This is a genomic window from Blastocatellia bacterium, from assembly GCA_016713405.1.
In the GTDB taxonomy this organism is placed as follows: Bacteria; Acidobacteriota; Blastocatellia; order Chloracidobacteriales; family JADJPF01; genus JADJPF01.
Window position 1 is genome coordinate 269,960 of sequence record JADJPF010000024.1, and the last position, 16,222, is coordinate 286,181.

14 protein-coding genes and 1 pseudogene are annotated in these 16,222 nt (G+C 33.1%); 9 read left to right on the plus strand and 6 right to left on the minus strand.

Annotated features, from left to right (window positions below; genetic code table 11):
- Positions 1 to 11 precede the first annotated feature (11 nt).
- From IPK14_25375 to IPK14_25395, 5 genes and pseudogenes are all read right to left on the minus strand, one after another.
- Positions 12 to 977 carry an AAA family ATPase gene (locus IPK14_25375; protein ID MBK7996579.1) on the minus strand — a complete coding sequence of 322 codons (966 nt, stop codon included), beginning with the start codon at positions 975 to 977 and terminating at the stop codon, positions 12 to 14.
- Positions 978 to 993: 16 nt separating this feature from the next.
- On the minus strand, positions 994 to 1,251 hold the full coding sequence (locus tag IPK14_25380) for a hypothetical protein (protein ID MBK7996580.1): 258 nt from the start codon (positions 1,249 to 1,251) through the stop codon (positions 994 to 996).
- Between the two features lie 10 nt (positions 1,252 to 1,261).
- Positions 1,262 to 3,973, minus strand: coding sequence for an amino acid adenylation domain-containing protein (locus IPK14_25385; GenBank protein ID MBK7996581.1), 2,712 nt, complete (start codon positions 3,971 to 3,973; stop codon positions 1,262 to 1,264).
- Positions 3,973 to 5,682, minus strand: a pseudogene (locus tag IPK14_25390) (asparagine synthetase B). The gene IPK14_25385 and the pseudogene IPK14_25390 overlap by 1 nt, the downstream one beginning before the upstream one ends.
- Positions 5,683 to 5,690: 8 nt before the next feature.
- Positions 5,691 to 6,626 (minus strand): alcohol dehydrogenase catalytic domain-containing protein, encoded by a 936-nt coding sequence (locus IPK14_25395; protein MBK7996582.1) that lies wholly within the window; start codon positions 6,624 to 6,626, stop codon positions 5,691 to 5,693.
- A 139-nt stretch (positions 6,627 to 6,765) separates the two neighbouring features.
- On the opposite strand from IPK14_25395, the gene IPK14_25400 reads away from it, so the two are divergent.
- From IPK14_25400 to IPK14_25420, 5 genes are read left to right on the plus strand one after another with little or no spacing between them, the layout of a single operon-like run.
- Positions 6,766 to 7,530, plus strand: a complete 765-nt coding sequence (locus IPK14_25400; protein ID MBK7996583.1) for a methyltransferase domain-containing protein — start codon at positions 6,766 to 6,768, stop codon at positions 7,528 to 7,530.
- A gap of 14 nt (positions 7,531 to 7,544) precedes the next feature.
- The gene (locus tag IPK14_25405) at positions 7,545 to 8,399 is read left to right on the plus strand and encodes a phytanoyl-CoA dioxygenase family protein (protein ID MBK7996584.1); all 855 of its coding nucleotides are present in this window, start codon (positions 7,545 to 7,547) and stop codon (positions 8,397 to 8,399) included.
- A gap of 31 nt (positions 8,400 to 8,430) precedes the next feature.
- Entirely contained in the window at positions 8,431 to 8,928 is a 498-nt protein-coding gene (locus IPK14_25410) for a hypothetical protein (protein MBK7996585.1), read from the plus strand.
- Positions 8,882 to 9,373 (plus strand): C1 family peptidase, encoded by a 492-nt coding sequence (locus IPK14_25415; GenBank protein ID MBK7996586.1) that lies wholly within the window; start codon positions 8,882 to 8,884, stop codon positions 9,371 to 9,373. The genes IPK14_25410 and IPK14_25415 overlap by 47 nt, the downstream gene beginning before the upstream one ends.
- Positions 9,374 to 9,384: 11 nt before the next feature.
- Positions 9,385 to 10,329, plus strand: coding sequence for a hypothetical protein (locus IPK14_25420; GenBank protein MBK7996587.1), 945 nt, complete (start codon positions 9,385 to 9,387; stop codon positions 10,327 to 10,329).
- 63 nt (positions 10,330 to 10,392) lie between these two features.
- Here IPK14_25420 and IPK14_25425 read toward each other — a convergent pair whose 3' ends face one another.
- A complete protein-coding gene (locus IPK14_25425) occupies positions 10,393 to 11,427 on the minus strand; it encodes a BMP family protein (GenBank protein MBK7996588.1) in 1,035 nt (344 codons plus the stop codon).
- Between the two features lie 162 nt (positions 11,428 to 11,589).
- Here IPK14_25425 and IPK14_25430 point away from each other — a divergent pair, with 162 nt between their 5' ends.
- The 4 genes from IPK14_25430 to IPK14_25445 are packed head-to-tail and all read left to right on the plus strand — an operon-like array spanning position 11,590 to position 16,220.
- Positions 11,590 to 13,578, plus strand: coding sequence for a SpoIIE family protein phosphatase (locus tag IPK14_25430; GenBank protein ID MBK7996589.1), 1,989 nt, complete (start codon positions 11,590 to 11,592; stop codon positions 13,576 to 13,578).
- A gap of 26 nt (positions 13,579 to 13,604) precedes the next feature.
- Positions 13,605 to 14,189, plus strand: a complete 585-nt coding sequence (locus IPK14_25435) for an ATP-binding protein (GenBank protein MBK7996590.1) — start codon at positions 13,605 to 13,607, stop codon at positions 14,187 to 14,189.
- Between the two features lie 7 nt (positions 14,190 to 14,196).
- The gene (locus IPK14_25440; GenBank protein MBK7996591.1) at positions 14,197 to 14,538 is read left to right on the plus strand and encodes a hypothetical protein; all 342 of its coding nucleotides are present in this window, start codon (positions 14,197 to 14,199) and stop codon (positions 14,536 to 14,538) included.
- A gap of 5 nt (positions 14,539 to 14,543) precedes the next feature.
- Complete coding sequence (locus IPK14_25445; protein MBK7996592.1) at positions 14,544 to 16,220, plus strand: response regulator; 1,677 nt, start codon at positions 14,544 to 14,546, stop codon at positions 16,218 to 16,220.
- Positions 16,221 to 16,222: the final 2 nt, after the last annotated feature.

Sequence of the window (16,222 nt, forward strand, 5' to 3'; positions counted from 1 at the left end):
AATCTTTTATATCACACGCTAGAGCTTGATAAAAGTTTTTCTACTGCTTGACAAGCGGTTTCAAACCTTTCTTGCCAAGAGCCACTTAACCTAACATAAGGATAATTACAAGATTCTAAAGCTCTTAAGCATTTTTGAAAAAATAATTCTCGCTCTTTAGGCAAATAACGCACAATGTCATCAATCCAAGGCACGTCTATATCTGTAAGTAAATAAAGATCATAGTGATTTTGACTAACTTCTTCTTTAATCCATTCAGGGCATTTATTAAAAAGCGTTTCGCTCCAAATTGTTGTAAGTAACAAATCTGTATCACAAAATAATAAGCGGTTAGCTTGATGAGACAGGGCTTTTTCCGATGCTAATTGTCCGCGAGCAATTTTATCTATGTCGGTAAACTCAATTTTTCCTTTTTGGCTTTCTAAAAGCTCTCTAGCATATTCTGGGACGGCAACAGTGTTAAATTTTGTGGCTAATTGACTGGCTAAAGTGCTTTTACCAGTAGACTCCGGGCCAAAGATACAAACTTTTTTAACATAAAAAGGCCGGACACAAACGGGTAAAAATTGCCAATTTTTAATTGGGTCTTTACGAATTTCTGTTGCACTAATTGAAGTTATACTACGAGCTAAATTTACAGGAATAAACTCAGCTTCTAAAATGTCGGCTAGCTTCCAACCATAATTTTCAGATGCAAAAACATAATCTATTTTACAAGGTAAAATCTTAAGTAAGCTATCTTGCCAAATTTGCCAAAAATTAGGGTTTTCTTCTGGATATTGAGGATTTTCATCAGTTAAATGAACAACTTGCACAGTAGGAAATAGCTCACACATCCATTGATAGCGCAAGTTACCGGAAATAGGTTCGGATGAAAGAGAGCCGACAACTACAACCAAATCATCAACATAGCTACGTGCAAAATCAACTAAATAGATATGACCAAGATGCGGTGGCATAAATTTCCCTAATACCATGCCCGTAGAACGTTTTTTAGTAGCTACCATTATTTTTACCTAAGATAACAGAAAGATATTTATGTAATAAAGCTTCTGTAATTGCTGGTACTGCAATATTTAAGTCTTTTAATGCTAGTTCTGTGTTTGCAGTAGAAAATTTAACTCCTGTAGCTTGAAACAAGTCTAAAACGCGGTTGCGCTCAAAGTCCTGATTTTTAGACATCGCCCTACATAAAGCTAAGTAAACACTCAGCTTTTCATTTTCTTGATTTTCATTAAGTTCTGTAAACAAATTCTTCCATTCATTTTGTAAAAACAAAACTAATTTGTAGGCCAAATGATTGGATTGCTTGGATTAAACGATCAAAAGATAAACTATTTGGATTAGCAATATGAAATATTTTGCCTTGGTGATCAGGTTGCACGGATATTTCTAGCATTGCTTTAGCTGCGTAATCAATAGGAGTAATGTCTATTGCTAGGGTTTTTGTAAACTTTGGAACACAACCTAATTGACTAATTCCTTTGATAAACATAGCTAGAAAGTCTGTTTTAGGAAAATAAGCAGTTTGGCTATCTCCTGTTAGCAGACCAAATCTATAAAAATTAATTGTGTTAAGCTCTTTATTTGCTTGATGTAGCAGGTATTCCGCTACCAATTTGCTTTGAGCATAACCACCATAAATATAGTTAGCTTGCTCTAGGGTATTATTTTCTAGTAGTAATCCTTTATTGCAATCACTAGCAACAAAAACTGAAAGCGTAGAAGCATAATGTAGGACTTTTTTTCTACCACTACAAACAAATTTTAATATTTCTAGTGTTCCATCAACATTAGCCGAGCGAAGCTTTGAATAAGGCAAAACCATATTTACAAGGGCTGCACAGTGATAAACAACATCAATGTGATTAGTGAGTTGCTGATAAGTTGTTTTACCTAATCCAAAAAAGTTTTTAATTAAATCTCCTAGAATAATCACTAGATTATCTATCTTTACATTAATATTATATTTTGCTAACTGATTGAGAATATTTTGTTTAGCTAAATCAATATTAGTTTCTCTAACTAGACAATAAATTTGTTTGTCGCTTTTTTGAAGCAGTTCTACGAGTAGTCTTGAGCCTAGAAAACCTGTCGCACCAGTAAGTAAAATTGCGCCAGGTTCATCATATATTTTAGCTTCTTTATATTTTTTTATTAAGGAAAGTATTTTAGTTTTATCAACATCTTTGCAAAGTTCTGCTGTACTTATCGCGCCTCTAAGTTGTAGCAAATTATGGGTATTATTTAGCTCTTTAACTAGTTCTCTAATAGTTTGGTAGCGAATAAGTAAACTAACAGAAAGCTTTAATCCTTTGGCTTGGGCTAGAGTTGCTACCTGCATAACGGCTAAGGAATTTGCACCTAGTTCAAAAAGGTTATCTGTTGGACTAATTGAATTTACTGCTAGAACTTGTTGCCAAAATTTAACCAAAATAGCTTCTTTTTTGTTGAGTTTATTTGTTTTAGGGATTTTAGAACTACTAAGCTGACAAGACATTAGCTGTTGTAAGTCAACTTTTCCTGAAATAGTTTTTGGTAAAGCTTCTAGTATTTCAAATCTTTGTGGCAACATCCATTGAGGTAACAAATTAGCTAAATAATTGAATAATTGCTCTTTATTAACAGTGCTAGCTTTATTTTTAAGCACAACAAAAGCAACTAGCATTTCAGGTAAAAATTTTTTATTAAATTCAAGTTTTCTTTTAACAACGCTTGCTGCTTCTATAGCAGGATGAGCGATTAAAGCGGACTCTATTTCTGCTAACTCAACCAACATTCCTCTTAGTTTTACTTGTCGGTCAATACGTCCTAAAAATTCTATTTTATTGTCTGCATGTAAAACTACCAGATCCCCAGTTTTATAAAGTCGTTCTGAGTTGTGGTAAATAAACTTTTTTTCTGTAAGCTCAGGACGTTTTAAGTAGCCACGTGCTAACCCAATGCCACTTATATAAAGCTCTCCCTTTTTTCCTACTTCATTAACGGGAGATAAATTTTCATCTAACAAATAAAATTTTGTGTTAGCAATAGATTCTCCAATAAATGGATGCTCCCAAGTTGAATTGCAGCAAATCAGACTACTACAAACTGTTGCTTCTGTTGGGCCATAAACATTAACTACACGAAGTTTTTTTGTCCATTGTCTAACTGTAGCAGGTGGACAAACTTCCCCACCAATAATAATTGTCTCTAAAGATTTTGGAATATTATTAATATCTAAAACTCTTAGCAGTGAAGGAGGTAAATCAATATGTGTAATTTGTCGTCCCGCCAACAATTTCCAAAACTCTTGTTCAATCAATAGTTTACCAGCAGACTCTATATAGATTGCTGCACCTGATAATAAACTTGTACCAATATCAGAAATAGCCGCATCAAAGCTAGTTGAAAGATAAAATAAAACCCTGCTTTTAGATGTTAGTTGAAAAAAAGGGATTTGTGCTTCAAGGAAATTAACTATTCCATTATGTTCAACCATAACGCCTTTAGGATTGCCAGTTGAGCCAGATGTATAAATTACATAAGCAAGATCATTTTTATTAATATTAGATAAAACTACATCACTAATTTGATTAGTTGCTAGTATTTCTTGGTAATCAATAGCTTTAACACCTAGCTCATCAAACAAATGAAGATATGTTTTACAGGTAATAATAATTTTCGGTTCAGCTTCTTGGACAATAAAAGTTAGGCGATTTTTTGGTAAATTAGGGTCAAGCGGCAAAAATGCTGCATTAGCAAACCAAACTCCTAGCATTGTTGTAATGTAAGCAGCAGATTTATCTAGGCAAATTCCAACTATTGAATCTTTTTTTAAGTCTATGGATTTTAAGTAGTTACCAATTTTTGCAGCCTTGTTATAAAGTTCTAAATAAGTAGTTTTATTTTTACCATGTTCTACAACAGCATCATTATTTGGATAAAGAGAAACAATTTTTGCAAAGCAGCTAAGAAAATCTAAGAAAACCATTAGAGCTTAAACCCCTGGTGAATAAAAAATGTTGTTAGCACGGTAAAAAGCACTGGATCAAAGGCTGATTTATCAGTTGTTGACATTTTAGGTAATTGTTTTAGCAGATTGATAACTTTTTTTTGATCAAAAAATGGCACATTGGCAAAACTTTGGCTATGGATAATGTCTTGAACAAAATTATTAATTTCTGCGCTAGAAAAACAGCTAATTGGGGGTGCTGTAAATGGTCGTTTTTCTCTTAAATAAATAGTTTTTGTAATTAATGGTCGCAAAGCTTCACGCAAAATATATTTTTCCACCGAACCTTTAATTTTTAGCGACATTGGAAGACTTCGAGCAAATTCAAAAAGCTTATGATCTAAAAAAAGGGACTCGACCTTCAATAGAATTAGCCATTTCCATTCCATCGCCTAATGTATGCAAAATATAATTTGCCAAACAAAGCTTTGACCAAAGATAAGAAGATTGGTTAACTCTATGGCGTGATTTTAATTGTCCTACAATATCAATATTAGCTAGAAAGTCTTGATAGCAATCAACCCTGCTAAATTGTTGAATAAAATTTTCAGACAAAATCTTTCTAACTCGATATCCATAAGTTCCTTTTGCCGCCAAAAAAGCAGGAATAAAACCTAGTTTAGCTTTAACCGCGTCTAGCGGTAAAGACTCACCATAGGCTAGTTGAATGCCGGCTAGCTCACTATTGCTAGAGAAAAGTTTGTCAAAATTTTGATTTTCTAGGGAAAAAAGGTCTTGGCGTAGGTGTGGATAGCCCCCTAATACTTCATCTGAACCTTCACCCGTCAACACTACCTTAAAACCTGCTTGACGGATGGTTTTGCTTAAAATAAATTTTGCTGTTAAATGACCGTTAATTGCTAGACCTTCGCTATACTAGAATCAAGACCACCGCTTAAGTAGCAACAAAACTCGACATCAGCCCTTAAACGTAGTCTAACCGCCTCTTGAAAATGGTGCTTAAATTCTTCTATTAAACATAATTCATTGTCTTGTCTGTAATTATTATCAACAGGATAGTCTAAATCCCAGTAACGGCTGATTTTTACACCATTGCTATTAGCTAAAAGGTAATGTCCTGGAGGTAGTTGACGAATATTTGCAAAAAGTGTTCGCTCTTGTGGTAAGTATTGTAAATTAGCAGCATGAAAATAGCTGTAATAATCCCAATCAGCTTCTAGCCCCATTGCAAAGAGGGCTTTAGCCTTTGAAGCTAGATAAAGTGTGTTATTTTGGTTGCTATAGCAAAGAGGTTTGATTCCAAAACGATCTCTAGCGGCAAAAAGCAGTTGTTTTTTTTCATCCCAAAGAATAAAAGCAAATTCGCCTCTTAAATAATTTAAGCAGTCAACCCCATATTTTGCATATAAATGCAGCAGGATTTCGCTATCTGTTTGGGTTTGAAACTTGTAGCCTTGATTTTCTAAATCTACTCGAATCTCTTCAAAACCGTAAAATTCACCATTTACAACTATATAAATTGTTTTATCTAAATTAGTTATGGGCTGTGTACCTGTATGTAAATCAATAATACTTAAGCGGGTATGACCTAAAGTAACAAGTTTGTTTTTTGATTGCCAATAATTATTTGCATCCGGGCCACGATGATAAAGAGATGATAAAGCATTGTTTATAGCATTGTTATCTATTGAGTTTGAGGTCGAAAAAATACCAACTATTCCACACATATTTTTGATCAAGCTGGGTCAGACAAAGAGAAAAAGCGTTTTAGTAATTCGTTTTCAGCAGATAAATCAAAAGCTTCTTTGAAGTCTTCTAGCCTGTAAACTTTGCCAAACATTGAAGTAAAATCAACTGTATTATTTGTTACTAGTGTAATTGCTTCGTCAAATGCACCATAGTTTACAGCTTGAAATGTAATTTCTTTTTTAATTGCAGCAATAAAATCAATTGCAACGGCTTGATGTTGCCGGCTTTTAAGGATTATTTTTCCTCTATATCTTGCTAAATCAATCATTTCTGATAAAGTTTTGCTAGTTGCTAAACTTTCAATTACATAATCATAAGAATTAGCCTTTAAGCTTAATAAATTATTATTTGGATCAAAGGTTTGAATATTGTGAAAACCTTTAGCTTGTAATATTTTTTTTATTAGAAGTGAAATTCTATTTTCTCCATAAATTAACCCTTTTTGCTCGGGGTTTATATCAGCTTTTAATACTGCTAATGCTGCTGCAATAGGCTCGCAATAAGCTGCTAATGGAAAGGGAATATTGTCATTTATTGGATAAACGGACTCTTTAGGAACAATAATAAACTCTGCAAATGCTCCATTTAGGTCAATTCCTAGCATTTTAGTTGATAAGCAATTATTGGAATTGTTAGCTAGACATTCTTGGCATCTTTTACAAGCAATTACTGGCATTACAGCCACGTGCTCACCTATTTTAAGGTGAGCAACATTTTTTCCTAATGTTTCAACTATTCCAGAAAATTCATGACCTGGAATAACAGGATCTTGGCTTTGAATGCTGCCTTGAGCAACATAAATATCTGTGCGGCAAATTCCTGCTACAACTACCTGAATTAACACATCATCATCTGATTGAATTGTAGGATTAGGCCATGTTTTTACGGTTAAATTTTTTCCTTCTTTGACTAAAGCTTTCATAGACAATAAATTAAATAATTTTAAATTAAATAAAAAATCAAAAAGTTACATCCGTTGCAGGAAATTGTAATATAAAATACTAGGAATCTAAGCTATTTTTCTTGTTTGTAAAATAAAATTCTTAAATAAAAGTAAATCTATGACACAAAATGTAAAAAAAGATGAGTGGTGGAAACCTTTTTATGATGAGTTTTTTGTTAATCTTTTAACTTTGTGGAAAGGCCAAGCAGAAATTGATTTAACCGTCTCTTTTTTAATTAAAGAACTAGGCTTAAAACCAGAAATGACGGTTTTTGATCAATGTTGTGGTGTTGGAAGCCTTAGCCTACCGCTAGCTAAACAAGGAATAAATATTATAGGTGTAGATTTAAGTCCAGACTTTATTAATAAAGCTAAATCTCAAGCAAATGAAAATGCCCAATTTTATTGTGATGATGCTTTTAAGTTTATTCCCTTAAAACTTTGTGACGCAGCTTTTAATTGGCATACTAGTTTTGGCTATTCTGAGTCGGATAAAGAAAATATTTTAATGTTAAAAAATGCTTTTGCTTCACTAAAACCTGGGGGAAAATTTATTTTAGATTATCCAAACATGGCTTGTACCCTAAAAAACTTTGAACGCTCTATGATTAGGCATATTGATAGCGAAGAAGGCGAAATTTTACTTGTTCGTGAAAGTGAAATAAATTTGGCTACAGGAATGCTTGAACAACTTTGGACAATTTGTTTGCCAACAGGAAAACAACTAAAAAAACAAAGCTTTGTAAAAATTTATTTACCACATGCACTAACAGATATGTTAAAAGAATGTGGTTTTTGTAGGGTAGATATTTATAGCAATGTACTAGGAGAACCACTAAGCTTAAATACTCCTCGTTGTATTTATAAAGCAACTAAACCTTAGTAAATAAATAAATTATGAATAAAATAAAAAAAATATTACCTCAAGATAGCAAACTAAAAGATAGCAAACTAACTAGAAAGCAAATTTATCAAGGCGAGGTTCTTTGTTTTCCTGCTACAGATGTTTCTAAACAGCTTGTAAGCGATGTATTAGCATTATTAAAAGAGGAGTTAGGCGAAGATGTTCGTACAGCACAATTTAGATTTTCTGATGAAGAATTTTTTGAGCATATTGGAAAATTAAGAAAAATAATTTATACCCAAACATATTTTCACGATTTAGCTAAAAAACTACTATTTGAACTTAATTTTATTCCAAATGAAAATGCTTTTGAACCTATTAGACTACGGGTAATTACTCATAAAGGACATGAAAATCCTAAAGCAGCACCTATTTATTATGCTCATCGGGATACTTGGTATTCGCACTCGCAAGCATTAATTACTTGGTGGATACCTTTGCATGATTTAAGAGAAGAAGAAACCTTTGTATTTTTTCCAGAATATTTTAATCATCCAGTAAAAAATGGCTCACAGCATTTTGATTATGACGAATGGATGCTAGATAAACGCCAATTAACAGTTGGATGGCAGGACAAAAACGCAGGTAGGGAAGCTTTTTATCCCTCTTTAATGGAAGAAATAAGTGACAGTCAAAAAGTAGGCTTTTCTGCTAAAGCAGGAGAAATAATTTTGTTTTCTGGGTCATGTCTTCATCAAACGCTTAATAATTTATCAGGAATGACCCGTTTTAGCTTAGATTTTCGTACTGTAGATCTTACAGATCATAATGAAAATATTGGCGCACCAAATGTTGATAATCTTTCTCGGGGTTCGGCAATGAGACAATATATCTACCCAAGTAATTAAATTTATTTTTTCTAGGAGCATAATAAAAATTATGGCAAAAGATTTTACTATTCGTCGATCTGATGGCACAGAAATAAAAGTTGCTGGCTATAAATTTGCCGCCCCAAATCCTAATGTTAAAAAATATGCTGGAAAAAAATATGGGGATTCAGAACTTCCTGCCAAAGTAGATTTACGTGAATATATGACTAAAGTAGAAAACCAGGGTAACACTAGTAGTTGTGTTGCAAATGCTGTAGCAGGTGCTTACGAATATTTAGTTAAACGCTATAAAGGTAAAAACTCATATGATGTAAGTAGGCTTTTTATTTACTATAATGCCCGTAAATTACAAGGTTGGGAAAATCAAGACGAAGGTTCTTTTATTGCTGATGCTGTAGAAGGGTTAAAAAAATGGGGTGCTTGTTCAGAAGACACTTGGCCGTTTGATGAAGATATAGTCAATAAAAAACCTGTAGAAACAGCCTACAAAGAAGCAAAGAATTTTTTTAGTAGAAGATGTAAAACTTGTTCCGCTTACCCTTCATGATTGGAAACATGCTTTAGCAGAAGGTAATCCAATTATTTTTGGTATTTCACTTTACGAATCTTTTGACTCACACAGAAGAAAAGGTCTTGTCCCAATGCCGTCCAGAAAAGAAGCCTCACGTGAAGATCATGGAGGGCATGCAATGCTTTGTGTGGGCTATTCTGATGCTGATAGAACTTTTATTGTCCGTAATTCCTGGGGTAGGAGTTGGGGAGATAAAGGTTATTGTTATATTCCTTATGATTATTTAATTAGTGAAAAATTTAATGATGCTGATAGCTGGATTATTAAGCGATTAGATAATTTTCCTGATGGAGATCAAGAAGGTTGGGGAGAAGAAGAAAGTGTTATAGAAGAATCTAATACAGAATTCTCCAAAATGACAGATGAAGAATACACAGATATGCTTGATGCAATGGGATATATCATATTGAATATCGGGTAGCACTGGTTTTAATGCGCGTAATGGGTATAAATAAATCTACTACTCCAGCTAAATTACAAGAACTAATTACTTCTGTAGACAAACTTCTTACTCAGCTAGGAATTAATGTAAATGCAGAAAAATTAGTTATGAACAGTCTTAATAATGTTGATAATAATGATTTATTGCGTGAATCCATTGGGCTGCTAGCAAAATATCTGTCTCAAACTATTTTATCTCAACTTAGTGCTGGAACGTTAATCGCTCAATTAGGTTTAAGTCAATCTACACATGATTTAATTAAATATGGTTTATCAGAATTAGGAGGAGATTCTTTAATAACAAATGCTATGGATTGGTTAGGGAATATGTTTTCTGATAGCGTTGTAAAAGAAAATAAACAACTTAATACAAATACTAATTCTAGTTCTGATAATACTGATAGTTCTGCTAGCTTGGATGAAACGTCTGAAGATGAAGTAGAAAGTGAAGATGAAGATATAAGCGAAGATTCTGATGAGGACGAAGAATACGAAGATGATGATGATGATGGTGAAGATGACGATGGTGATGATGATGACGATGATGACGAGGAAGAGGAATATGAAGACGATGATGGCGATGATGATGGTGATGACGAGGAAGACGAGGAAGACGAGGAAGACGAGGAAGAGGAATATGAAGACGATGATGGCGATGATGACGATGATGATGGTGAGGACGAAGAAGACGACGATGATGGCGATGATGACGATGATGACGATGATGACGATGATGACGATGATGACGATGATGACGATGATGATGGCGACGAGGAAGAAGACGAAGAAGACGACGATGATGGCGATGATGGCGATGATGGCGATGACGATGATGATGGCGATGATGATGGCGATGAGGAAGAAGACGATGATGGCGATGAAGAGGAAGAAGAAAAACCAAGTAAGAATAGCAACAGAAAAAAGAGTAGGTGGTAAAATTTTAAACTAAAAATTTCTTATAAAATCTGAAGATAAGCGGCTATTTGTTAGCCGCTTATTTCAATTTTGGCTGGAAGAATTAGTAAAACTAGAAGTATCTAAATTGCCTGAGCGGATTTCTTCAGAAATATTATTAAATTTTTGTATTTGTTCAGGTGTAAGATGATTTCGGAAAGGTGCAAAATTAAATATATCTTCTCTTAAACCAAATTTATATTGTTTGCCTTCCCATCTGCCCTGTTGAACTAGGGTTGCGGCTCTTAATATTAGATTAGAACTATCATTAATTACACTAGTGATTACTTTTCCTGGAGCAACATCATGTTGATCTTGATCACGCCCTATAATTAACACTTGAGGGTATTTAGCTATTTCTTTTATTGCTGTAACGCCGGGATGATCAGTATTTATTGAAATAATATCAACCCCTTGACTAACAAGCTCTAAAGCTGTTTGAGTTGCTTTATTTGGATCAATCCATGTGTGTAAATACCTAATGCTTACTTTAATATTTGGGTCAATAGATTTTGCTGCTTTTTCAAAAAATACGGATTCTTCTACATACTGAGGGAAATCATCTCCAACCATATAAGCTATATGTTTGGTTTTAGTCTTCATTCCAGCTATTAAGCCTGTTAAATAACCCATTTCTCCAAAGCGAAAAGTAATTGCTCCTAAATTACTGTTATTACCAGAGTAAAAGCCATTAACAGCAAATTTAGTGCGGGGAAATTCTTTAGCTACAATTTGGGCAGGTTCAACATATTCTCCTCCATGTAAAATAACAAAATCATAACCTTGTACTGCGTATTTTCTTGCTTCTGTAACAGCAGTTTCAGCAGTAACATTTTCTGTGTAAGAAATATTAGCCTTAAGTTTTTCTTCTACTAGTTTTATTGCCTCATAGCCTGCTTGATTCCATGAGTGATCATCAATAGAACCAGCTAATAAAATTGCAACTCTAAAATCTGAATAAGTTTTAGCATCTTTAGCATCTTCAATATCTATGTTACAGCCTAACAAATTGATGAGTGTAACAATTAAAAAAAATATAGCTAAAACGGTAAAATTTTTTCTAAAACCTACTAGATTCATAAATTAAGCCTTGATTAAATAGTTTGTGACAAAAGCATACAACACAGAAAACATATCAACAACATGATAAAAAAACTATGATATTATGCCTTTTATTGATATTTTGAGATAGTTCTATAGTCTTGATGCTGAAGGATTTTTATTAGGATAATTATCTAGCGAATGAAAAAAGATTCTTTATTGAAACATAAAAAATTAAATACTAATAAGCTTGCCTGGTATGAGTTTTCTATTGCAACACAACTTAGATATGGGTTAGCACTTTCGGTTGTGCTTAGTATATTAATAACAGGAGGATTTTTAATTTATTATAGTTTTCAAGTTCTTTTAAGAGAGACTAACAAATTGCAAAAAGAACATAGCCGAGTTGCCGCCGAGACAATTGATTCTTATATAGACGATCTTCAAAGAAAACTTAGTTATTTAGCACGTGTAAGGGGTTTAACCAATCTACCGCAAGCTGAAAAACAAAATCTGCTAGAAGCTTTAACCCGTCATAATGCAGCATATGAAATGGTGGCAATTCTTGATAGTCAAGGACAAGTTTTAGCAACTATTTCACCTTATGGCACACCTACGCCAACTACTTTTGCTAATACCCAATTATTTTTACGTACTTTTAAGAAACAGGAAGAATATGTTGAATATGTTAGCTTTGATAAGGATGTTAATCAGCTAGTTACTACTTTTGCTGTACCAATTCATAATTTAGAAGATAAAGTTGATGGAGTTCTTTTAGCAAAAGTTAATCTTAAATTCCTTAATTTTATTGTTTCCCAAACTGATGTAGGAAAAACAGGCTATGCCTATGTTGTAGATGAGAGAAACAAGTTAATTGCTAAACGTGGTAGTAGTCAAAGTGTATTTAATTTAGAAGATGTTTCAAATCTAGCATTTATTAAAGAACGCTCTATGCTACAAGCTAAATCCTTAAATGTTTATAAAGGGCTTAAAGGTGTAGAGGTTTTAGGGGCAATTGCTCCTGTTAGAAGTGTATCTTGGTTGGTTGTAGTTGAACTACCAACAATGGAAGCCTACCAACCTATTTATAATATGATACTTACAATGACGATTAGCTTAATGGTAATAATTATAGTAGTTATTATATTAGGTTTTCTTTTTTCTAAAAGAATTGTTGCACCATTTCAACGTTTAACAATGGCTGCTGCACAAATTAGTGATGGAAACTTAAATATCCAAGTTAATATCAAAGCTAATAATGAGTTAGGAATCCTGTCAAAAGCTTTTAATGATATGGTCTTTCAATTAAAAGAATCTTTTGAAGCTTTAGAGAAAACTAACCAAACATTAGAAATTCGTGTACAAGAGCGAACAACAGAGCTAGAAGTAGCTAATAAGCAAATTTTAGAGCTTAACGAACGTCTTAAGGCTGATAATTTAAGAATGAGTGCGGAATTAGATGTAACAAGACAATTACAACAGATGATTTTACCTAAAGAACAAGAACTAATCCAACTAGCAGATTTAGATATTGCAGGGTTTATGGAACCGGCTGATGAGGTTGGAGGGGATTATTATGACGTTGTTAAACAAGGTAATAAAATTAGAATGGGCATAGGTGATGTTACTGGGCATGGTTTAGAAAGCGGGGTAGTTATGATAATGGCACAAACAGCAATTCGTACCCTGCTAGCTAATGATGAGAAAGACCCTATTAAATTCTTAAATTCAGTAAATAAAGTAATTTATGATAATACTAGACGTATGAAAAGCCATAAAAACATGACGCTAGCATTGCTTGAATATGAAGAAGGAATGCTACGTCTTAGCGGACAACATGAAGATCTAGTGATTTTACGTAGTAATGGTGAAATAGAACAAATAGACACTTTTGAGCTAGGTTTTCCCCTTGGTATTGAATCAGACATTAAAGCTTATGTAGCACAAACAGACATTAAACTAAATCCAGAAGAAATAGCTGTACTTTATACAGATGGCCTAATAGAGGCCGTAAATCAGCAAAATGAGATGTATGGTTTAAGTCGTTTATTTCAAGTAATAAAAGAAAGCTCTCATTTATCAGCAAATCAAATATGTAGCCAAATAATTGGAAACTTAAAAAAACATGTTGGTAAACAAAAGGTATATGATGATATAACTTTGTTAGTTATAAAGCGTAAAAAAGCTTAATTATTTTTAAGAAAGATGGAAAGATTATGGAAGTAAATACAGAGATTTTTGGAGATTATTACGGTCAAGACTCAGATTCTCAGGAATATTTAATCATAAACTTTTCGCCTAGTTCTATCCCTCGTAATAGCCGTTGGCGCAATAATGGAATATCGGCTGACTTTTTAGGAGATTATTTTGCTACTTTTTTTCCAGGTGATGAAATTCCTGGCTCTAAAATAGGTAAACAAGAAACAATAAAAAGTTCTGTTAGTTTTATTGCTAATGAGCTTTTAGAAAATGCAATGAAATATAGTTTGGTCAATACTAACTTACCAGTAAGTATTGCACTGTATATGTATAATGAAAAAATAGTCTTTATGGTGACAAATCATATTAGTTTAGAATCATCAGAGAACTATAAAACTTATATTAAAGAGCTACTTAGCTCTGACATGGATGAAATGTTTACTAAACAGTTAATAAAAGCAAGCTCAGAAGGTAATAGTTCAGGAATTGGGCTACTTACAATAATTAATGATTATGGAGCAAAACCAGGCTGGAAATTTGAAAAATTGCTTAATCCAGTAGATGTGGTTAAACTAACAATTACTATTCAGTTAGAGGTGTAAAAAGCTTATGGAGATTAAGACAGCAGATTATTATGTTCGCTATGATGAAAACTTAGCTACTATCTTTTTTGGTGGGTTTCTTAGATTAGAAGGTGTGGACGCTTACAAAGAAATACTAGATTTATGTGTTAATGTATTTGATAAACAAAAGCAAATATCTATGAATCTTACAGATCTACAATTTCTTAATAGCTCTGGTATTAGTATGTTTTCTATGTTTGTATTAAAAATACGTGATCTTGGAGATGCTAAACTAACTATACAAGGGTCAGAGAAAATTTTATGGCAAACAAAATCCCTAAAAAACTTAAAACGCTTAATGCCTAGTATGACACTAGAATTTATCTAAATTTTATGAGTACATTTGACAACCCTACAGGTCAAGACCTTAAGCTATTAGAGCAAATAGAAGTATTAAATAAAGAATTAGCATTGCTAAGAAAAACTAACCAAGATCTCCAAATTCAATTAGAAATGACAATTGAACATGGGGATGCAGTCGAAGACCAACTTCATAGTGAGATCCAAGAACGTCATCGCGCAGAAGCAGCACTCCAATCAATCCTAGAAATAGTCTCAAAAAAAAATATGGATCTTGAAATTATTCTTGAAACTACAGCAGAGCATGGCGATCTTATAGAAAATGAATTACGCAAAACTAGTGAAGCTAAAACGGCCTTTTTATCAAACTTAAGCCATGAATTACGTAGCCCACTTAATACGATTATTGGATTTGCTCAATTAATGAGCCGAGATAAATATCTTAAACAAGAACACCATGAGACTTTACACACCATAATGCGTAGCGGGGAACATTTGCTTAACTTAATAAATGATGTGCTTTCTTTAGCAAAAATTGAGTCTGGAAAACTAACTTTAAGCAAGCGTCTTTTTAATACCAAAGAGCTACTTAGCAGTATTTATAATATGTTTAGGCTAAGAGCAGAAACAAAAGCCACAGAATTAAAATTTGATATATCTGAGAAATTTCCAACATTTGTTTTTGGCGATGAGGGCAAATTACAGCAAGTGCTGATAAATTTGCTCTCTAATGCTATTAAATTTACTGATCAAGGTAGTGTAGGTCTTTTAGCAGATTGGACTAATGGACAAGCTAAATTTACAATTTCCGATACTGGAATTGGAATAGCAGAACAAGACATAGATTCAATGTTTTTACCTTTTTTTCAAACTGAAACAGCAAGCAAAATAACTGGCAGCACTGGTCTTGGCCTAGCTATTAGCCGTAGTTTAGTTAAGTTAATGGGTGGAGATATAAATGTTACTAGTAGCATTGGTAAGGGGACAACATTTTCTTTTAGCGTTGAAATTACTCCATCCCCAGAAGATGAAAATCTAATGGATGAACGCAAAGTCTTAAGACTAGCAGACGATAGCCACAAATTTAATATTTTAGTTGTAGATAACAACTTAGAACATCAGCTTTTGCTATCTCAATTACTAAAATCAGTTAATTTTCAAGTTGATGTGGCTGATAATGGAAAACAGGCTTTTGATAAATGGCAAAATAATAAATTCCATCTAATTTTTATGGATATCCGAATGCCTGAACTAAACGGAGTTGAAACAACTAAGTTAATTCGTGATAGAGAAAAAGCTAAAAATTTACCTCCTATGCCAATCATCGCGCTTTCTGCTAATGTATTTGAGCAGACTAGAGACACAATGTTTTCAGCCGGATGTAATGATTTTATAAATAAACCTTTTAGAGAAAGTGAGCTTTTTAATAAATTAGCAGAATACTTAGACGTAACTTATATTTATGAAGAGCTAAAAGGAAAATCTGGTAAAGAAAAAATACTAATTAAAGAAAGACTACTTAAATTGCCTAAAGAATGGCTAGATAATTTTCGATCTATGCTAGCAAAAGGTTTTGTAGAAGATGCTAAAGCTTTAGTTAACCAAGAGCGTAGTTTAGACCCAGAATTATTTGATGAACTAGAAACTTTGCTTAAAAACTACCAATTTGATGAAATTGATAGTATTCTTTCAGATAACTACACTAGCTAAAT